General features: G+C 34.1%; 19 protein-coding genes and 6 tRNA genes. 13 read left to right on the top strand and 12 right to left on the bottom strand.

Annotation, left to right across the window (positions count from 1 at the left end; genetic code table 11):
• Positions 1 to 10 precede the first annotated feature (10 nt).
• From TL18_RS09735 to TL18_RS09710, 6 genes are all read right to left on the bottom strand, one after another.
• Positions 11 to 820, bottom strand: a complete 810-nt coding sequence (locus TL18_RS09735; RefSeq protein ID WP_082706458.1) for an ABC transporter ATP-binding protein — start codon at positions 818 to 820, stop codon at positions 11 to 13.
• Positions 821 to 831: 11 nt separating this feature from the next.
• The gene (locus TL18_RS09730; protein ID WP_067044891.1) at positions 832 to 1,599 is read right to left on the bottom strand and encodes an ABC transporter permease; all 768 of its coding nucleotides are present in this window, start codon (positions 1,597 to 1,599) and stop codon (positions 832 to 834) included.
• A 45-nt stretch (positions 1,600 to 1,644) separates the two neighbouring features.
• A complete protein-coding gene (gene hisE / locus TL18_RS09725) occupies positions 1,645 to 1,932 on the bottom strand; it encodes a phosphoribosyl-ATP diphosphatase (RefSeq protein WP_067044888.1) in 288 nt (95 codons plus the stop codon).
• Positions 1,929 to 2,738 carry a CBS domain-containing protein gene (locus tag TL18_RS09720; RefSeq protein WP_067045526.1) on the bottom strand — a complete coding sequence of 270 codons (810 nt, stop codon included), beginning with the start codon at positions 2,736 to 2,738 and terminating at the stop codon, positions 1,929 to 1,931. Before TL18_RS09720 ends, hisE begins: the two co-directional genes overlap by 4 nt.
• A 14-nt stretch (positions 2,739 to 2,752) precedes the next feature.
• Entirely contained in the window at positions 2,753 to 4,105 is a 1,353-nt protein-coding gene (gatB, locus tag TL18_RS09715; RefSeq protein ID WP_067044885.1) for an Asp-tRNA(Asn)/Glu-tRNA(Gln) amidotransferase subunit GatB, read from the bottom strand.
• A gap of 135 nt (positions 4,106 to 4,240) precedes the next feature.
• Positions 4,241 to 5,221 (bottom strand): radical SAM protein, encoded by a 981-nt coding sequence (locus TL18_RS09710; RefSeq protein ID WP_067044883.1) that lies wholly within the window; start codon positions 5,219 to 5,221, stop codon positions 4,241 to 4,243.
• Positions 5,222 to 5,413: 192 nt separating this feature from the next.
• Between TL18_RS09710 and TL18_RS09705 the strand changes: the two genes are divergently transcribed.
• The 8 genes from TL18_RS09705 to TL18_RS09675 all read left to right on the top strand — a co-directional run bounded on the left by TL18_RS09705 (position 5,414) and on the right by TL18_RS09675 (position 7,306).
• Positions 5,414 to 5,486, top strand: a tRNA-Asn gene (locus TL18_RS09705).
• A 3-nt stretch (positions 5,487 to 5,489) separates the two neighbouring features.
• Positions 5,490 to 5,563, top strand: a tRNA-Ile gene (locus TL18_RS09700).
• Between the two features lie 30 nt (positions 5,564 to 5,593).
• Positions 5,594 to 5,668: transfer RNA gene (locus TL18_RS09695), tRNA-Glu, on the top strand.
• A 56-nt stretch (positions 5,669 to 5,724) separates the two neighbouring features.
• Positions 5,725 to 5,807 (top strand) — tRNA-Leu (locus TL18_RS09690).
• Positions 5,808 to 5,836: 29 nt separating this feature from the next.
• Positions 5,837 to 5,912, top strand: a tRNA-His gene (locus TL18_RS09685).
• A 113-nt stretch (positions 5,913 to 6,025) separates the two neighbouring features.
• Positions 6,026 to 6,433, top strand: a complete 408-nt coding sequence (gene hjc / locus TL18_RS09680; protein WP_067044880.1) for a Holliday junction resolvase Hjc — start codon at positions 6,026 to 6,028, stop codon at positions 6,431 to 6,433.
• Between the two features lie 55 nt (positions 6,434 to 6,488).
• Positions 6,489 to 6,636, top strand: a tRNA-Trp gene (locus TL18_RS11045).
• Between the two features lie 58 nt (positions 6,637 to 6,694).
• Positions 6,695 to 7,306 carry an MBL fold metallo-hydrolase gene (locus TL18_RS09675; protein ID WP_067044876.1) on the top strand — a complete coding sequence of 204 codons (612 nt, stop codon included), beginning with the start codon at positions 6,695 to 6,697 and terminating at the stop codon, positions 7,304 to 7,306.
• Here TL18_RS09675 and TL18_RS09670 read toward each other — a convergent pair whose 3' ends face one another.
• Positions 7,307 to 7,957, bottom strand: a complete 651-nt coding sequence (locus tag TL18_RS09670; protein ID WP_067044873.1) for a TrkA family potassium uptake protein — start codon at positions 7,955 to 7,957, stop codon at positions 7,307 to 7,309.
• A gap of 56 nt (positions 7,958 to 8,013) precedes the next feature.
• Complete coding sequence (locus TL18_RS09665) at positions 8,014 to 9,390, bottom strand: TrkH family potassium uptake protein (protein ID WP_231483613.1); 1,377 nt, start codon at positions 9,388 to 9,390, stop codon at positions 8,014 to 8,016.
• A gap of 125 nt (positions 9,391 to 9,515) precedes the next feature.
• Here TL18_RS09665 and TL18_RS09660 point away from each other — a divergent pair, with 125 nt between their 5' ends.
• Together TL18_RS09660 and fhcD are read left to right on the top strand one after the other, a co-directional pair.
• Entirely contained in the window at positions 9,516 to 10,580 is a 1,065-nt protein-coding gene (locus tag TL18_RS09660) for a UPF0104 family protein (RefSeq protein ID WP_067045523.1), read from the top strand.
• 81 nt (positions 10,581 to 10,661) lie between these two features.
• Positions 10,662 to 11,549, top strand: coding sequence for a formylmethanofuran--tetrahydromethanopterin N-formyltransferase (fhcD, locus tag TL18_RS09655; RefSeq protein ID WP_067044868.1), 888 nt, complete (start codon positions 10,662 to 10,664; stop codon positions 11,547 to 11,549).
• Positions 11,550 to 11,603: 54 nt separating this feature from the next.
• Here fhcD and TL18_RS09650 read toward each other — a convergent pair whose 3' ends face one another.
• Entirely contained in the window at positions 11,604 to 12,734 is a 1,131-nt protein-coding gene (locus TL18_RS09650) for an NAD-binding protein (RefSeq protein WP_067044865.1), read from the bottom strand.
• A 71-nt stretch (positions 12,735 to 12,805) separates the two neighbouring features.
• On the opposite strand from TL18_RS09650, the gene TL18_RS09645 reads away from it, so the two are divergent.
• Both TL18_RS09645 and sfsA read left to right on the top strand, forming a co-directional pair.
• The gene (locus TL18_RS09645) at positions 12,806 to 14,347 is read left to right on the top strand and encodes a bifunctional ADP-dependent NAD(P)H-hydrate dehydratase/NAD(P)H-hydrate epimerase (protein WP_067044862.1); all 1,542 of its coding nucleotides are present in this window, start codon (positions 12,806 to 12,808) and stop codon (positions 14,345 to 14,347) included.
• Positions 14,334 to 15,080, top strand: a complete 747-nt coding sequence (gene sfsA / locus TL18_RS09640; RefSeq protein WP_067044859.1) for a DNA/RNA nuclease SfsA — start codon at positions 14,334 to 14,336, stop codon at positions 15,078 to 15,080. The genes TL18_RS09645 and sfsA overlap by 14 nt, the downstream gene beginning before the upstream one ends.
• Here the strand turns inward: sfsA and TL18_RS09635 are convergent.
• From TL18_RS09635 to TL18_RS09625, 3 genes are all read right to left on the bottom strand, one after another.
• Positions 15,027 to 15,752, bottom strand: coding sequence for an NAD-dependent protein deacylase (locus tag TL18_RS09635; protein ID WP_067044856.1), 726 nt, complete (start codon positions 15,750 to 15,752; stop codon positions 15,027 to 15,029). The genes sfsA and TL18_RS09635 overlap by 54 nt on opposite strands.
• Before the next feature lie 27 nt (positions 15,753 to 15,779).
• Complete coding sequence (locus tag TL18_RS09630) at positions 15,780 to 16,958, bottom strand: argininosuccinate synthase (RefSeq protein WP_067044853.1); 1,179 nt, start codon at positions 16,956 to 16,958, stop codon at positions 15,780 to 15,782.
• A 258-nt stretch (positions 16,959 to 17,216) separates the two neighbouring features.
• Positions 17,217 to 19,139: an IGHMBP2 family helicase gene (locus TL18_RS09625; protein ID WP_082706486.1), complete on the bottom strand. Its 1,923-nt coding sequence runs from the start codon at positions 19,137 to 19,139 to the stop codon at positions 17,217 to 17,219.
• A gap of 44 nt (positions 19,140 to 19,183) precedes the next feature.
• Between TL18_RS09625 and TL18_RS09620 the strand changes: the two genes are divergently transcribed.
• Complete coding sequence (locus TL18_RS09620) at positions 19,184 to 19,924, top strand: succinylglutamate desuccinylase/aspartoacylase family protein (RefSeq protein ID WP_067044847.1); 741 nt, start codon at positions 19,184 to 19,186, stop codon at positions 19,922 to 19,924.
• Positions 19,925 to 19,978 lie beyond the last annotated feature (54 nt).

Below are 19,978 nucleotides of genomic sequence, written 5' to 3'. Positions count from 1 at the left end.
AAACCTTAAATTATTTTTTTGAACTTTCTACGTAGGCATTACATACTTCTTCAGTCGGCCCTTCCATTACGATTTTACCGTTTTCAAGCCATACACACCTATCACAAATCTTTTTGACTTGTGCTATTGAATGTGAAACTAGCAATACGGTAACGCCTTCTTCCATCATGGAATAGATTTTATCTGAACTTTTCTTTCTGAATTTAATATCTCCAACAGATAAGATTTCATCAATAATCAGTATATCCGGTTTTACGAGTGTAGCTATTGAAAAACCTAATTTGGCAGACATACCTCTTGAATAATTTTTAACAGGGTAATTGATGTATTCTCCAAGTTCTGAAAATTCAACGATTTCATCATATTTTTCATCGATGAAGTCCTCTTCCATACTTAAAAAAGCACCATTCAGGTAAATGTTATTCTTTCCAGTGTAATTTTTATCAAAACCCGCACTGATTGCTAATAAAGGAGCGAGTTTGCCGTTTATTGTAACTTTACCTTCTGTAGGCTCATAGATACCGGAGATAATTCTTAACAATGTACTTTTCCCAGCACCATTAAATCCAAGAAGGCCAACCCTTTCTCCTCTGTGCACCTTAAAAGAAACTCCGTCTAAAACTCTTATTTTTCTTTTTTCTTTTTTGTTTCTTTTTAAGGTTCTAATAACATATTCTTTAAGAGTATCAATTTTATCTTTAGTAACCTTGAATTCCATTACTAAATCTTCAATTTCAATTGCAATATCCGAATCACCATTACTTAATTCGGGAACATCTTTTTTCCCACGAATATTGCCTAATTTTTCTGTTAAACTCATGATTATTACCCTTATATCTCTAATGCTAATTTTTTATCATAAATATTAAATAATAGAATTCCAATTCCCAGTACTGTTAATGAAAATGCCGCTAAATAGGATAATGTGCTTAAGTTAGGTGTTATTCCATAAACTACACATTCCCTAAAGCAGGTGATTGCTGAATAAACAGGATTTAATGTAAATATTTTTTGAACAAGCGCTGGGACGATTTCCATCGGATAAAATAATGCTGAAGCATACATCAATACTAAAGTGAAAACATTGTATAAATGACCTATATCGGAGAAATATGTGTTGCAAACAGCCAATATCAATCCTATTCCGAATATTAAGCAAACTAAAAACATTATTGGTATGATTGCAAATATTATTGTAGGATGGAATTTTGCGCCGGTAATTAACATAACTCCAAATAGGATTACGAAAGATATTAAAAAATTAACGAATTCATAGCATATGGCACTAATTGAGAACATATGCTTTGGAACATAAATCTTTTTAAGTAATGCTGCGTTCCGTTTTATAGACCTCATAGCTCCTTTGGTCCCAGCATTATAAAAATCATAAATTAATCTTCCTGATAAGAAGTAAACAGGATAATTCTCAATTTGTCGACCAAACAACATGGAAAAAATTGCAGTAAAAACCAGCATGATTAAAAGAGGATTAAAGAAACTCCAAAGTATTCCTAAAACTGAATCTTTGTATTTTGAGGTTAAATCCCTTTTAACCAATTGTTTTAATAGAAACTTTTTTTCTGAGAATGTATCAAACATTTTTCCAACCAATTTTTGATTATTTATTAAATTAATTTAATGAAGCTATTTTCTCCTTCTTGCGAACTCTTCGAAAACTTCATCGATTTCCACTCCCTTATATGCCAATATTAGCAATGTGTGGAAAATCAAATCAACAGATTCATATACTAAATTTTCATCATTTTTAGAAGCAATAATTACTTCTCCCGCCTCTTCAGCTATTTTTTCAAGAATCTTGTCTTCTGCTTTTTTATCATTATCCTGCATGATGTTTGATGTGTATGAATCAATAGGATTATCACGTCTGGATTCTAAAACGGAATAAACTTCCCTAATGATTTCGTCATTCATTTGAAATCACCTTTGGAAGCTTGATCTTGCATGCTTTCTGTAAGTGCTATTAGTGGGTGTTTATCATAATCGATAATCTCGATATCACTGAAATTGTAAATTCCGGCATTGTCTGCTGTTTTTTCCATACCTAATTTGATGTCCTGGCCCAAATCGATAACATATGAATCAACAGTTTCATAACCTTGTTGTACTGAAGCAACTGCCCTGTGGTGTCCATCAACTAAAATCCACCTATCGCCTGTCTTGACAACAATTGCAGGTTCTGCTAATCCTCGTTTTAGTTCATATGTTCTTCCTTCAAGTTCGTCTGCGTAAACCCTGTCTTGTGTTGGGCGTAATTTGTGTGTATCAACTTTCATATGCCTTAAGGTAGTTTTAATGCCATATAATTGTTCTAATGTACTTTTAAAGTATTCGACTTTATTTGGTGTTGATCTTTCAATATGGGATCTGACCATATCAGTATTGGTAATAATTCCAACCAGCTTTCCCTTTTCGTCAACAACAGGCATTCTTGATATTCCTCGTCTAAACATTACTCTAGAAGCATCATTGATAGATAAATTTTGGTTTGCAACAACCAGTTTTGTACTCATTATGCCTCTAACGGTATCTGCCCATTCTTTAACTATAATATCGAATGCAGTCACCATTCCAACAAGCTTGTCATTTTCAACAACAGGATAACTGTTGTGGTGACTTTCTCTCATTAATTCAATAAGATCTTCAGTTTGAGTTTCTGGAGAAACATTAATAACATTTTTTGTCATGTAATCTTTTACAAAAGATTTTTTTTCTGTCATTTCAGTTTCCCCCATCATTCAATATTTTCTTTTAATAATTTTACGGTTTCTCCAGGGTCTGCTTTTCCGCGGGTTATTCTCATTACTTGACCAACTAAGAAGTTAAGGGAAGCTTTTTGACCAGCTAAATAATCGTCTACAGCTTTTGGATTTTCTTCAATAGCTTGTTTAACAGCAGCCAATACTTCATCATCTTTAACAACACCAAGCAATCCTAATTCTTCTGCAATAGCTTTAGGTGATTTATCGTTGTTTGGCATTTGTTCAATAATTCTTTGGCCTGCTTTTGTTGTAATTTCTTTATCTTGAAGCATATTGAATAATTCAACTAAATTTTCAACAGTGATTCCACTATCTGCGTAATCTAATTTATTGTAAGATAAGACTCTTTTAAGTTCATCTCTCATCCATTTGGCTGCAAATTTAGGATCAATTTCTTTTGCAACTTCTTCATATGCGATAGCCAAATCAAGTTCTGAAGTTAAAACTTTTGCGGATTCTTCATCAATGCCATAATCCTCAACGAATCTTTTTACCTTATTGTGAGGTGCTTCAGGCATAGTGTCTAAAACTCTTTGGATAAATTCATCGCTAATTTGCATTGGAGGCAAATCAGGGTCGGTAATGAATCTGTAATCATCAGCATCTTCTTTTAATCTCATTCCAACAGTAATCATTTGAGATTCGAGGTATGCACGAGTTTCCTGTTTAACTTCAACTCCTCTTTTCATAAGGTTTTTCTGTCTTACAAGTTCAAATTTCAATGCTTTGTATGCACCTTTAATGGAGTTTATGTTTTTCATTTCTACCCTGTTACCACCATTGATAGAAATGTTTACGTCAGCTCTCATGGTTCCTTCACCACGGCCTCCTCCACTATATTGTATAACACGGATTAATTCTTTTAGGAAGTTTCTTGCTTCTTCAGGGGATTTGATGTCCGGTTCTGTAACGATTTCCACTAATGGAATTCCAGAACGGTTGAAGTTTACAGTACCTCTGTCAGGTTTAAATTGGCCTGGGTCTTCTTCAACGTGAATTTCCCTAATTCGGATTCCGTTTAATTCTCCATTAAATCCAATAGGTACGGAAGTTCTTTGATAACCGGATGGTAAATCCGGATAATCATAATGTTTTCTCATAAAGTATGTGACGCCTTGATCAATCTCACAGTTGAGCATTAAAGAAATCATTAATGCGTTTTCCAATGCTTTTTCATTGGTTGGATGTGGTTTTGCACCTGGTTGGTTTAAACAAACTGGGCAGATGTTTGAATTAATAGGTGCCTCTTGATAATTTGTAGGGCAATCACAGAATAATTTTGATTCGGTTTCCAGTTGTACGTGGATTTCAAGTCCACACATCATATCGACATCATCACTAATAATAATTCCTCCATTTAGGATAATTTTTTAATAATTTATATTATATTTATATTTATTACATTAGATTTATAAAGATTGTTAAAAATAGCATTATTTTAGGACTTTATTTTCTTAAAATTAATATTTATTTTTTAAAGATTCATTAACGTATCTTTTAATAAACTTATCTAGTTCGGGATTGATTTCGCTTTGTTTTTGTCCTAATTGATTTTTATCTGTGAAAGTTCCTTTGAGTTGGCGTCCCGCCCATTTAACCTCTTCTTCGACACGTTTTCCGTATTTTGTTCCAAACATTTTGAATAATGGGAATTTGGTAATTCCATTTGCTCCGCTTAGAATCAATATTCCGATGTTTGCCAGGTTATCGATCCATGTTCCGCAAATAATTTCAATATCTGGAAATGCCAATCTGACTTGTGCAACAACCTGGGCATAATAAAGGGATGCCGGTTGTGAGGAATTTGCATAGATTGTCTCTTTATGAGGATTCAGTGAATAAAAGATAACTCTATCAATCTTATGGTCCTTTATGTAGTCAATTATATAATCAACATCGGACAATGTTTCTCCAAGCCCCAATATTATTGTTATGGCCTTTTTAAATCCTAAATCTCCGGAAACGTCTAACATGTGACTTATATCTTCTAATTTTTTTGAAGGACATACCTTTTCATGAATTCTTGGGTTTGCTACTTCAACAGCTCCAGTAATTCCTTTGATTTCGGAACCATATTCTTCCAGTTCATCAGTAATTCCAGTGTTTAGCCAGACGCCATCACCGGTTATGTCCTTGATTGTGGTGGCTATCTGCTTAATTTCTTGGGTGGTGAATGATTCGTATCCTCCTGATAAAAATTCAATATTCCAATCCAGTCGCTTACACATTTCAGCTTCAGCATATATGTTATTGATATTTCTCCTGGCCTTTTTTGGATCTTTAATTTTCTGTTTTTGTGTAGACATATAACAGAAAGCACAGTCTCCCTTATCACACCACCATGACAAAAATATGGCCCTTTCAAGAGTTATTAAATCACCATGTTTTTTCAATGTGATGTCATTTGCTTTTTGTATTAAGTCAAAAATGTTAGAGTCCATGTATTTATATTTGTGTTTAAGCTTTATATAGTAGATACAATTAATTATTTTATGGATTTGCGTATTTTTCCATTAAAATCACAAATTACCAAAACCTTTATATAGTATAGAGATAAAAGTTATTATTACTGTTTAAAGTCTTTTGATTTTTAAACATGGGTTTTATTTGGTTAAGTGAGATGGGTGTCATATGCCATCGTAGCTCAGTAGGTAGAGCGTTCGGCTGTTAACCGATTGGTCACAGGTTCGAGCCCTGTCGATGGCGCTAGGGCCCATAGCTTAGCCAGGTAGAGCGTCCGGCTCATAACCGGAAGGCCATGGGTTCGAACCCCATTGGGCCCATGTTAAATAAAACTTTGTTTGTATAAGTATGCTCCGGTGGTGTAGTCCGGCCAATCATTTCGGCCTTTCGAGCCGAAGACTCGGGTTCGAATCCCGGCCGGAGCATTTAAAAAATTTGTTAAGATTTTTAATGGTTTCTATGTATCCTTTGTTTTTTATAAGCGGGGGTGCCCGAGAGGCCAAAGGGGACAGGCTTAGGACCTGTTGACGCAGGTCTACCAGGGTTCAAATCCCTGCTCCCGCATTTTAACATTTTTTTCATTGGATTTTTCTGCCGGGGTAGGGTAGGTGGTCATCCTCCGGGACTGTGGATCCCGGGACTCGGGTTCGAATCTCGGCCCCGGCCCCATTTATAAAACTATTTTTTTTAGATTACTTTTCAACTGCTCTCGCATTTTTATTATATACTTGTTGGAACAATATTATTTATTATAGAAATATTTTTTGATTTTGTGTGTTATTATGGCTAAGAAAGGATCAGCTGAAGAAAGGGATTTGGTGCATAAGCTTTGGGAAAGGAATTTTGCCGCTATGAGAGCACCTGCTTCTGGTGGGGCTACAAAAAATCCATTGCCTGATGTTGTTGCAGGAAATGGCAAATTGTATTTGGCTATTGAAGTGAAAACCACTACAAAAGATAAGGTTTATATTGAAGCTCCCCAAATCGAAGCGCTATGTGAATTTTCAAAAATATTTGGTGCAAAACCCTATATTGGAGTCAAATTCAAATATACCAAATGGCTTTTTTTAGAACCTCAAAATACTCCTAGAACTAAAAACGGAAATTATAAGGTTGAAAAGGATAATCTGCTGGAAAAAGGCTTGGAATTAGATGAAATTGCAGGTATCGATAAGCAAATGAAATTTTAGTAAATGGCAATGTTTATATATTATTAAAATAAATTTATTATTGTATGTTATGTATGGGGTTATGGTGTAACCTGGCATCATCTGGGACTCCAGTTGTCTTTGAAGAAATATACGCGTAACTGAACAGTATCCGTTGTGATGATCAATTGGAGTACTGAGGCAAGAGAAATCCCAGGATCGGGGTTCAAATCCCTGTGACCCCATTTTCTATAAAACTTTTTTTCAAAACTTTTAATTACTTTTGTATTTATATTATTTTTCATGTCAGATATTGTGTTTATTTTAGGATTCAACTATGATTCAAATTGTTATTTGATTGATGAAAATACTTTAGTTGATACTGGTGCCGGTCAAAATAAGGATTATTTGTTCTCAAAACTTCGTGAAAATGGTGTTGAGCCTGATGATATAGAATTAGTAATCAACACTCACTGCCATTTTGACCATATTGGTGGAAATCATTTCTTCCCAAACGCCAAAATTGCCGTTCACAAACTGGATGCGATTCCTATTAGAAATGAGGATACCTTAGGTACAGCAGGTTCTGCTTTTGGATTTGATGGGGTAAATAATTCAAGGGTGGATATTGAACTTGAAGAAGGCGATGAAATTGCCGGTTTTAAAGTAATTCATACTCCTGGCCACACTAAAGGCGGAATTTGCCTGTGGGATGGTGAAAATTTGATATCAGGTGATACAATATTTGCCGGTGGTGGTGTTGGCAGAATGGATATTGGTGGAGATTACCATGACATGAAAAATAGTGTGGAAAGATTAATGGAATTAGATGTTGTTAACATCTATCCGGGTCATGGGCCAATTGTAGAAAAAAATGGGAAAGAACATATTAGATTGTCTTATTCCTATTTATAATTAATTTTCTAATTTTTTAGCTACTTTATTAAAGGTTCCTCTCCTAACAAGGACAGAAACTTTTTCGCCACGGGATACGGTACTGTCTGGTTGAGGGATAACCAAATTTCCATTGTGGTATGTAGCTATGATGATGTAATCTTTTGTCGGAGATATGTCTTTAAATCTTTTTCCGATTATTTTATCATTGGTTATTGTCATATCGAGAATTTCGGCATCTCCTTCACCGAGAGTCATTAATTCAGCGGCGTTTGGTCTTGTGACTACTTTTTGCAATTGTGCTGCCGCTGCCCTTTCAGGTGAAATTACTTGTTCTATTCCTACTTCTTTAAATGCTTCTTCGTGTTCAGGGTTACTTACACGAGCAATAATATGGGGAACATTGTATTTTCTAACCAATATGCATGAAAGAAGGTTTGCTTCATCACTTCCGGTTGTTGCAATGAAATATTCTGCTTCTTCAATGTTTACTTCTTCAAGCAATTTAGAGCTTGTACCATTTCCATAAATAACTAATGCATCAAGTTCTGCTGCAACTTCTGCACATAATGCTTCATCATTTTCGATTAAAGTAATGTCTTCACCGTCATCAATTAACAAATTTGCAAGGGAAAGTCCAACACGACCTCCGCCCATAATAATTACATACATTAAATCCCCTCTTTAAACATTAGATAATCAATATTTAGTTTAATATATTATAAAGGTTATCTTTTGAAAATCTCAAACATTGCTCTTAATGTAATTAACACAGGATATATTTCTAGTCTTCCAGTCCACATATTGAATATGCCTACCAGTTTTAAAGGCATTTCCAGATTGGAGGTGATAACTCCAGTTGAAAAACCTACATTACTTTGAATTGAAATGGTATCAAAAAGGCTATTGAATGGGTCATGGCCATATAAACAGAATAATGCCCAGGTTATCATTATGCAAATTAAGTAAAGGGTAATATAACTTCCGCTATCTGAAACGGCTTTTTCAGAGATTCTTGTATTTGCTATTTTTATTGGCACAACACGGCCTTTTGGAGACATGATTTCTCGGATATGTTTATAGATTCCTTTGAAGAATATTATGACTCTTGTTAACTTGATTGCACCTACAGTTGACCCGCTAGACCCACCGATTAACATTAGGCACATCAAACATATGAGTACAAAGGAAGGGTATCCTGCCAGTGCTGCTGAACTTTGAACACTCGCTCCTGTGGTTGTAATTGCTGAGACAACGGTAAACAGTATTTCAATCGGTACGATATTGGATGCAAAATAAAGTATTAGGGTAACAATAGCTATTATACTGATCATTACTTTGAATTGCAAATCTTGAAGTAATGATTTTCCTCTGGTTTTTATAACTTTATAGTGGACTAAAAAGCTTGTTGCTCCCAGAATCATCAATATGATTGTAATGAAATAGATTACATCATTTTGGTAATATCCAATATTTGCATTTTTGATGCTCATTCCTCCAGTGGATATGATGCTGAATGTGTTGCATATTGCATCGAAAAGGGGCATTCCTGCAATCAGATATAAAACAATTCCAAAAATAGTATAAATCAGATATATTTTTATAGTTTGCTCTAATGTGGCTTTTACACTTGGTTTTAATTTTTCTTCACGGGCTTCAGATTGGTATAATCTTGAAGAGATTGTTCCGGGTCTTGTTAAAATAGCGATAATCATAACAATAATTCCTAAACCGCCAATCCATTGTTGAAATGCTCTAAAAAATAGTATGCTGTGAGGTAATATTTCCACATCAGAATATAAGGTTATTCCACTGCCTGTTAATGCAGACATGCTCTCAAATGTCCCATCAATAAAGCTATGTTGGGTAATCAGGAACATTACACATCCACAAATAATGGCTGCCCATAGCCATGCAAGAGCTGAAATAATCATCCCATGTTTAAGGTGCATTCGTTTATGGGTGTAATCTTTAAGCAAATAGCTGAATGTAAACCCTAATCCAATTGAAATTAAACTTGGGATTAAAAAACCGATTAAATTAAATTCGAGATATATTAAATCAATGATAATTGGAATTAAGCACATCACTCCTATTCCTATCATGATTCTGCTTAGATTCCTAGCAACAATAAGTAAGTCGGTTTTGTTAATATATCTCATTATTCTAATAATTTGAATAAATTTCTATATAAATTTATAAGTATGGAAAATAAAAATCTATAATGGATATGGATAAGAAAACAATTTTATTAATGGTAATTAGTGTCCTTATATTGCTCATAATGTTGTGGTTTGTAGGGATCGATAAGGTTATATCTGCTTTAAAGGTAGCAAATTTGAGTTTGATAGGTTTAGCTATTGTTACTCAAGTTTTTACTTATTTTTTATATACGCTCCGTTGGCAAATTCTTAATAAAATTGCAGACATGGACGTGAGTATAAAGAAACTGCTTCCAATGGTTCTTGTTGGGCTTGCCATCAACAATATCACTCCATCAGGACGTGGTGGCGGAGAACCGGTAAGGGCATATCTTTTATATAGGGATAATAAGGAATATACATTCGATGAGACATTAGCCACTGTTGTTGCAGACAGGGCATTGGACACATTTCCGTTTGTCATATTGGCTGCAATTACAATTGCGTCAATGGCCCTGTTTTTCGATTTTGATGTATGGCTGCTTGTTGTAATGGTTTTGTCTGTAATAGTCATTCTTACAATATTGATAGTTCTTATCTATATGTGTATCAATCCAGTCTTTGGAGAAAGAGTTGATAATTGGATTATTGGGCTTGTAAGGAGATTTTATAAGAAAAATTCCGAAGATTTGGAAAATAAAATTCATAATGCAATTGTTGGTTTTCAAGGCACTATGAGAATGTTAATTTCAAATAAGAAAGGTTTGGTTTATACTATTACATTATCATTCATAATTTGGATTTTTGAAATTATAAGAGTATATCTTGTATTTTTAGCATTTGGAGCAAATGTGAATTTGATTATTGTCGGTGAAGTATTTATCGTGGCCTGTTTGGTAGGTATGATTCCTCTGCTTCCAGGTGGTTTGGGAGCGGTTGATGGGTTAATGATTCTCTTTTACTCAGCAGCAGGAGTATCTACATCAGTTAGTGCAGCTGCAACCGTTATTGAAAGGTTGATTTCATTTTGGATGGCTACAATATTGGGTATGGTTATTTTGCCGTATTATGGATCATCTGTTTTGGATAAAATTTCATTTTCATCTTCTCCTGATGAGATTGAAGAAGCTATTGAAAATGAAACAGATGATTAAATAGAAAACTTTATTTTAATTTATAATCATAAATTTTATTATCACAAAAAATTATTTTTTAAAAAAAATTTTGGTGAAATTATGGAAATAAATGGCGTAGAAATTAAAGAAACTTATGCAGAAGGTTTTGGAATTAAAGTAACTAGAATTTTAGTTACCGCATTAACTCAAGAATTAGCAAAAATCGCAGCAACTGAAGCAACTGGTTACGGAACTTCTGTTATCGGATGTCCTGCTGAAGCAGGTATTGATTGCTTTGTACCAGCAGAAGACACTCCTGATGGAAGACCAGGTTATGCAATTATGATTTGTCACGCTGGTAAAAAAGCACTTGATCATGAATTAATGGAAAGAATCGGAATGTGTATCTTAACATCCCCTACTGCAGCAGCATTTAACTTACTTGAATCAGAAGATGTTTTAAAAACTGGTTTCAAACTTAAATACTTCGGTGACGGTTTTGAAAAAGATTGTTGCATTGATGGCAGAACTGTACACTCTATCCCTATTATGTCTGGTGACTTCTTAGTAGAATCAACATTTGGATTTAAAGATGGTGTAGCTGGAGGAAACTTCTTTATTTTAGCAAAAGACCAAATCACTGGTGTTAAAGCAGCTCAATTAGCTGTAGCAGCTATTTCAAATGTTGAAGGTACAATCACCCCATTCCCTGGTGGTATGGTTGCATCTGGTTCTAAAGTAGGTTCCAACGAATATTCATTCTTGCCTGCATCCACTAATGAAAAAATGTGTGTAACTTTAAAAAATGAAGTTGACTCTGACATTAGAGAAGATGCTGACGGTGTATTTGAAATTGTTATTGATGGTGTAGACGAAGAATCTGTTAAAGCAGCTATGAAAGCAGGTATTCAAGCAGCTTGTGCTGTTGATGGAGTACTTGAAATTTCAGCAGGTAACTTCGACGGTAAATTAGGTTCTTACATCATGAACTTACACGACTTATTCTAGAGAGTTTTACTCTCTTCTTTTTTTATTATTTTAAATTCTTTAGTAGAATTCTAATTATTCAATTTCTTTTTCAGTAATTTTAGCTATTTTTTCATTTGTTAAATTTATTCCAATGACTTCTTCAATTTTTCCTAAATCTTCAACTAATTTGTCAAAGGCAGCCCTGTCTTGCCCTGAAATTAAGTGTGAATGGGTGTTGTTGGTGATTTTATATAAATTATTTAAGGCACGTTTTTGGTCATCATGTGTGTTTAGATAGTTTTGGAATTTTTTACCGTCTAACAGATTCATTGTTTTTATTTCACGGGTAAGCGGCGCTTCGATTCCTGGAAGGTGGTAATCAATACTTTCCAATGTGCATCCATGTTTTGCAATTATTTCAAATTCATCATAGATTTCATCAGTGGCATGTCTAACAGTTATTCTTAATAGATGTGGTTTTGTAGATTCGAAATACAAATCTTTTCCACCGATTATTTCCGGTGACACGATTTTATCAGCACCTGCTTTTTTAAGGCGGGAAATGTTTTCAATTTTACTTGCCCTTGTAACAATCCATGCGTCCGGATTTGTTTCACGTATTGTCAAAACAATAAAGAGGTTGCTTACATCATCACCGGTACTGATTATAACGCTATTACATTTATCTCCGGCCAATTTTGCTATAAAATCATCTTCAGTCGCATCTTTGTGGATTGAAACTACAGATTCGTTTTCTTCAATGCTTTCATATATGTCTTCATTTTTTTCAATTACAATAACATTTTGATTTCTTTGTCTTAATTCGTTGAATACGACCTTTCCAACCCTTCCGTATCCGCAAAGAATATAATAATCATCCATATCATTAATCGCTTTCATTTTTCTGGCCCCCTTTGAATATTTACTCATTTTTTCTTGGAAACTTGTTAACAATGTGTTGAAAACATAAGCGAGCAATGCAACACCTGCAAGAGCTAGGGTTGTTGCAAAAATCTTTTGAATTCCAGTATGAGGGAAATAATCTCCATAACCTACAGTTGACATTGTAATAACTGCATAATAAATAGAATCAATTAAATTTAGCCCCATTATAAAATAGGAACCGACAATTCCATAAATAAATAATGCAACAATTAATATCAGTCCTGTTGTTGCATATTTTGATGGCAATCTTGTTAAAATTTTAAATGTAATCTTTCTCATAGAATGTTTCCTTAATATTAAGATAATTATATTTATATTAAATAGTTATATTTTAATTTAAGGTGATTTTTTTGAATCCTATTGATATGATGGTAACAGACTATAATTGTGAATATTTGGGTTTGTCTAGATTATGTTTGATGGAATCGGCGGGAAAGTCCTTAGCTGAAGAAATAGGTAAAATTGCAGTTTATACATTTTCTAAACCAGTTAAAGTTGTTATTTTTACAGGTTCTGGTGGAAATGGTGGTGACGGTTTTGTTGCTGCAAGGTACTTGTTAAATCGAGGATATAATGTTGATATTTATATGTTAAAGGAGAATATTCACTCAAAAGACGCGGAAACTAATTTTAAGATATTGAAAAATATGAAACCGAGATTGTCTCGATTGAAAATATTCAACTTAAAAACGCTAGATGATATCAACGCTTGTGAAGTTGCAAAAAGCAAGGACTCAGAATACATCATTGTCGATGGGCTTTTGGGTACTGGAATAAAAGGAAAATTACAGACAAATATTAAAAGAGCCATTGAAATAATCAATGAATCAAAAGGAATCAAAATAAGTGTTGATGTGCCTTCAGGAATGGATCCGTTAACTGGAGATATTGATGATTTGGCAGTTATACCTGATTATACAATCAGTTTTCATAAAATCAAAATCGGAGTTAGAAATGCTGAAGAGGAAGTGGTTGGGGGTCTTGTTATAGCAGACATAGGCATTCCACTTGAAGCAGAATATTTTGTAAATTATGGAGACTTTTTAAGACTTAAAAATAGGAATCCAAAATCACATAAGGGAAATAATGGAAAATTGCTTGTAATCGGAGGTTCAAAAGACTATTCGGGAGCTCCGGCAATTGCGGGCATGGCAGCTATTGGGGCAGGTGCGGATTTGGTTCATGTTGCAGCACCTTCAAAAGCCGCTGAAGCCATTAAGTCAACATCCCCCGATTTAATTGTAAAGTCATTGGATGGAGATAAGCTATCTTTAAACCATGCTGAAGAGATTCTGGAAATTGTTGAAAATGTTGATGCTGTATTGATTGGTCCTGGTGCAGGAATTGATGAAGACATTTCTAAATTATTCAATGTTCTAGTTTCAAAAATTAAAAAGCCAATAGTTTTGGATGCCGATGCTTTAAAACAGGTTGAACTTAATTTAATTAAGAATCGTGAAGATATTATATTAACGCCTCATATTTCTGAATTCAAGTCATTTTTCAATATCAATGATGATTTAAGGCTTGATATAGATTCATATGATTTTAAAAAGGTCGATGAGAACATCACGGAATTCCAAAAAATCACTCGTCAAATAAAAGGAACAGTAATTGTTAAAGGGCAATACGATTTAATTTTATCCGAAACCAAATTTAAAATTAACAGAACAGGAAATGCTGGAATGACTGTTGGTGGAACTGGCGATGCACTCTCAGGTATTGCCGCCAGTTTATTTGCTCAGGATTTAAATGGTTTTGATTGTGCATCACTGGCGGTCTTTATCAATGGCCTTGCAGGCGACGAAGCATTTAAAAATAAAGGAAACGGATTTTCTGCATCAGATTTGGTTTCATATATTGGTAGTGTGATTAAAAATGGGTTATGTTAAGGGAATTTTTAAAAACCGTCCTAACAGATTCATTGCCGAAGTTGAAGTCGATGGAAAATTGGAAATAGCTCACGTGCCAAATACTGGAAGGTGTAAAGAACTTTTAGTTGATGGTGCAATCGTATGGCTTAAACCTTCAGACAATCCAAATAGGAAAACCAAATATTCACTTCATTTCGTAGAAAACAAAGGTTTCTTAGTATCTCTCTATTCACAGCAAGCGAACAGTATTGTATTTGATGCAATTGCAAACAATAAAATAATAGAACTTTCTGGTTATTCTTATCATCAGAGGGAAAAAACAGTCGATAATTCAAGAATAGACATATATTTGGCTAATGAGGAAGATGACTGTTGTGGAATGAGTTTTTTAACTGAGCCCTGTTTTGTTGAAGTGAAGGGCGTCACCTTGATTGTAGACGGTGAAGCCAGATTTCCCGATGCCCCAACCGAACGCGGTGCAAAGCATCTAAAGGAATTAATAAAACTTAAAAAAGAGGGTAATCGTTGTGTTGTATTCTTTTTGATTCAACATCCTGCCGGTAATTCCTTTAGGCCAAATTGGGATAATGATCCAATATTTTCACAAACTTTAAATGAAGCTTATGCTGAAGGTGTTGAAATCCTTGTTTATAAATGTGATAATCAGTTGGATGGGATTACATTAATTCCGGAATCATTAGATTTTGATTTGGGACAGAACCTCTCCAATGGCATCGTTAATGACAAGTGATGCAAGATTGTCATATGGTGTTTCACTTTTATTGATTAATACAAGATTTTTGCCGTTAAAGTAGTTTATAAGTCCTGCTGCAGGATAAACCACAAGAGATGTTCCTCCAATTATTAAGGTATCTGCATGTGAGATGTAATCCACTGAAAAATTTAAAACCGCATTGTTCAGGGGTTCTTCGTATAAAACAACATCCGGTTTAACAATGCCTCCACATTCACATCTCGGAATTCCATCACTTTCTAAAATATAATTTAAATCATATTCTTTTGAGCAAATCTGACAATAATTTCTATGAATGCTGCCGTGAAGTTCCAATACGTTTTTGCTTCCTGCTTTTTGATGTAATCCGTCGATATTTTGAGTAATGACTGCTTTTAGTTTCCCAGATTTTTCAAGCTCGGCGAGCTTTAAATGAGCGGGATTGGGTTGCGCATCTTTAAAAACAAGGTTTTCTTTGTAATAATTGAAAAATTCTTCTGTGTGATCTAAATAATAACTATGTGAAACCAGATTTTCAGGTGTATCCCCATATTTTTCTAAACTTTTAAAAATTCCACTTTCAGATCTGAAATCTGGAATGCCGCTTTCTGTTGATACTCCAGCCCCTCCAAAAAATACGATATTGTCTGAAGAGTCAATTATTTCTTGTAGTTGTTTAATTTTTGTCATAAAAATAAGAAAATGATAGCGTTAAAGCTATCTGTTTAGTTTTTGGTAATTTGCTGCTTGAAGACCGTGGTATTTAATCATACCTTCAACTTCGCTTTGTTCGGTTTCTTTGTCTTCAAAGGTAATTTGTTCAATGCTGTGTAAGCTGAATGGAGATTTTCTGATGATTGGTTGTATTGAACCTTTGAAAAGTTTCATTACAACTTCTCCACTTACTCTTTCTTGCATTTTATCAATTGCTTGGTCAAGGTCTTCTCTTAAAGGTTCTTGCCAGAGTGCTCTGTATACTAAGTCAGCATAAAGTGTTGACATGTATTCGGCAAATCTTAACTCGTCGGTGGTTAAGACCAATTCCTCTAAAGCTTGGTGGGCAGCGATTAATAATTTTGCACCAGGGGTTTCATAGATTTCCCTACTTTTAAGACCAATCATTCTGTTTTCGATGGTATCTACTCTACCGATAGCGTTGTTTCCAGCAATTTCATTTGCTTTTTTAATTAATTCGGTTAATGGCATCATTTCGCCATTTATAGCTACTGGAACACCTTCTTCAAATTCAATAGATACTTTTTCCGGTTCATCATTTGCATCTTGCCATGATTTGGTCCATTCATAAATGTCTTCTGGAGGTTCGTTTGCAGGGTCTTCTAATACGTCTCCTTCAATTGCTCTTCCCCAGAGGTTTTCATCAATACTGTAAATTTTATCGTAGCTTAATTCAATACCTTTAGATTCGGCATATGCTTTTTCTTCGGTTCTTGTTAGATTCATTTCTCTGATTGGTGCGATAATGTCTAAGTCGGACATTGCAAGGATAACCGCTTCAAATCTAAATTGATCATTTCCTTTTCCAGTACAACCGTGTGCAATAGCTGTTGCTCCTTCTTTTTCAGCTACTTCAATGATTTTTTGTGCGATTAATGGTCTTGCAAGTGCAGTACTTAATGGATATCCTTCATATTCGGCATTTGCTTTAATTCCACGTGAGATGTATTCGTTGGCAAACTCTTCTTTGGCATCAATGTTGTAATGTTTTAATCCACCAATTTTAGCAGCCATTGTTTTTGCTTTTTCCATTTCTTCTTCGCCTTGTCCAACATCCACACATGCAGTAATAACTTCTACATCATATTTTTCTTCTAATAATTTAACACAAACAGAGGTATCAAGCCCTCCACTAAATGCTAAAACTACTTTTTCAGTCATAATCAATCACCGTTAAATAATCTTAAAAAGAATAAGTATTCAGTAAATAGTTTTATTATTAATAGTATTTAATAATTTTTAAAAATAGATGACAGAAGAAAAACTCTTAATTGAGGGTTAAATTGAGGTTGAAAAGTTATATGCGCTTTTGAAATGTGTAACCTCAATTAAGAGTTATGGTAAAAGAAGTTTTTTTAAAAACTTCCTATCCCTTGATATGATATTAATATGTAATGATATATAAAAGTTTAGGTTTACCTAAATTTCTATTAATAAATTTTCATCTTCTATAAATTTGATTAGCCTATAATATGTCGGATTGGATTTTAACGTATTTTTATTTCCAATAATTATCAGTTTTCGTTTAGCTCTTGTTATTGCAACATTCAATCTTCTTAAATCACTCAAAAATCCTATATTCCCAAAATCATTGCTTCGGACTGTAGAAATGATGATGATTTCCTTTTCTCTTCCTTGAAATCCGTCAACCGTTTTCACTTCAACAGGGGTCTTGTCCTGAATTGTTTTCACCTGGTCTGCATAAGGGCTTATAATCCCTATATCCTCCACATCAATTCCAGCATTCAAATAATCATTAGCTATGCTCACAGCAATGTCTCCTTCCAACATGTTTACAATTGATTTTGAGTCTTTCAAGTGTTTTTCTTTATTTTCTTCAATGTTTGATGTATCAATGAATAATAGGGCTTCTTCATCATAGCCTGAATCCAGGATATCATTAATTGTAATATCGTCAACGCTCGAATCACTTTTTAAGCCATTGTTGTAAAATTCACTATTTGGAAATTTCATCAGCAAGCTATTCATTCTGTATTGAACATTCAAAAGCTGTGATTTGAAAGGATACATTCTGATTAGCTCTTCAAACAGGGTTTTTTCCAACTCCCCTGCTTTTTCACTAATGATTGTTGGAGGCAACTGTTTATGGTCTCCCGCCAGGATAAATCTATGGGCTTTGGCAATTGGGATTAGAATGCTTGGAATTGTTGCCTGTGAAGCTTCATCAATGATGGCAACATCGAATTTGGTCCGCGCTATTGATTCCAGTGCCGCTGATGAATTTGTGGCAAGAATGACATTGCTCTTTTCAATAATGTCTTTAATCATTTTATTTTCAATTCTTTTTATTTCATCATGAGCTTCATCAATTTCCTGATTTATTTCAATCCACTGTGCCATTGATTTCATTTTATCGGGACTGATGCCTCTTCCCCCTTTCCCCTTTGAAGCGTTATGCAGGATATCATAGTCTCCATAGCCTCTGCGATATTGTGGAGTAGGTTTTGTAAAATTGCTTCTCTTACCAATCAGTTTATCGATTTTTTTGTGGATTTTTTTAATTTTTTTGTTTAAATCGTGATTTTCAACTTTATATGCCAATGTTTGGGTGATATTGTGTTTCGAAACTCTTTGAGGATGACCTAATCTTGTTAATTCAAGTTTTTTATTTTCCATTAGTCTTTCTAGGATGTTGTCTACAGCGGCATTGCTTTCAGCTGTAGCTAATACCTTGTGGTTTTGCCTGGTTTCTTGTGAAATCAGTTCCACTAGAGTTCTTGTTTTTCCTGTTCCAAAAGGACCATGTATCAAAAAGAAGTTTTCACATGATAGTGCATTTTCAATAGCTGATTTTTGAGATTTATTCAATGACTTGTCGATATAATTAATATAAGGCACTGCCCTATTCTTTTTTGGCTTTCTCTGATTTAAAATATATTCCAGTGCATTTTTTCCTTTTAAACTTAAATGGTTAAGATTGTCCTCCATTCTTCTAAATGTAACGTCGTTTGCATATAAATCAAGGCGAACTTTCTTTTTCAAGGCCCATTTTGGGATTCTTTTATCAAAAGCCACTTTAATAAACCTAGCTCCTTTTTCTGTAACTGTACCTGTCAAATCACTTCGCAAAGGGTTATCTGTACTTACTAAAACCATGTCTCCAACAGCTATTTCAGTATCAATAGGTTCGGATCTTCCAAACTGGACTATCTGCAGACCAAGTTCTTTTCCTAAATATTTTCCCTTTACCTTATTGACTGCTCTTCCTAACTCTTCTCGTTTAGCTCCGGACATGGTGCTGATTTCATGGGTCATTAAGTCTATTTCAGCATCTCTTTCATAATTTACGAGCCTTATTAAATTTTTGATATATTTCTTGATTTTCATACTTATTTTTAAATAAGAGTTTTAATCTATAATTAATTATGGATTTTAGAAAAATTGAGGGGTTTGAAAATTTGGAAATGTGCTATATTTCAAACTTTTCAAGAGGATTTATTTCAAGAAATAAAAATTTGCTTGAACGTTTAACATGGACTCCCTTGACTCAATTTATTTTAGAAAAATCTGTTTATGGAACACCAATCTTTAAATTGGGGGATGGCGGAAATAAGATATTGGTTTTATCAGGCATTCATGGAAATGAATTGCCTCCCCAGATTGCTAATGTCAAGCTATTGAATGAATTTATTAACAACGATTTGAATCACACTTTATATTTTATTCCATTTGCATCTCCAAAATCAACAATGTATAATGAACGGACATTTAATTCTATGGATTTAAATAGGTCATCTCACATTAACAACTCTTTAAGCAATTTAATTATCAAGGCAATTGTTGAAGAGGGAATTGATTTTGTGGGGGATTTTCACTCTACTAGTTATAATTCAAATCCGGGATTCGAATCAATTTTTTCATCAAAATCCCCAAGTCCTGAAAGCTTTTTAATTGCAAATTATATCTCACAGGATGTGGGCTCTGACATGATATCCTTTGATTATGCGGGATCATCTTATAAGGGGGCTGTTGAGGATGTCTGTAATCTGAAAAAAATCCCCGCCATAACGGGTGAGGTGTTATGCCCATTCGGTAATGTGGTTGGTGGCAGTGTTGAAAAGTCTTTATCTCAAATGAAAAGCTTTTTGTCTTATTTTGGAATTTAGTTTTAAGCAGGGCATTTACAATATTATGGTTAAGTTTCATCAATATTTTTCGAG

Source organism: Methanobrevibacter sp. YE315 (genome assembly GCF_001548675.1).
Taxonomy (GTDB): domain Archaea; phylum Methanobacteriota; class Methanobacteria; order Methanobacteriales; family Methanobacteriaceae; genus Methanocatella.
The sequence above is the reverse complement of the archived record's forward strand: the minus strand, read 5'-3'. Positions and strand labels throughout refer to the sequence as shown.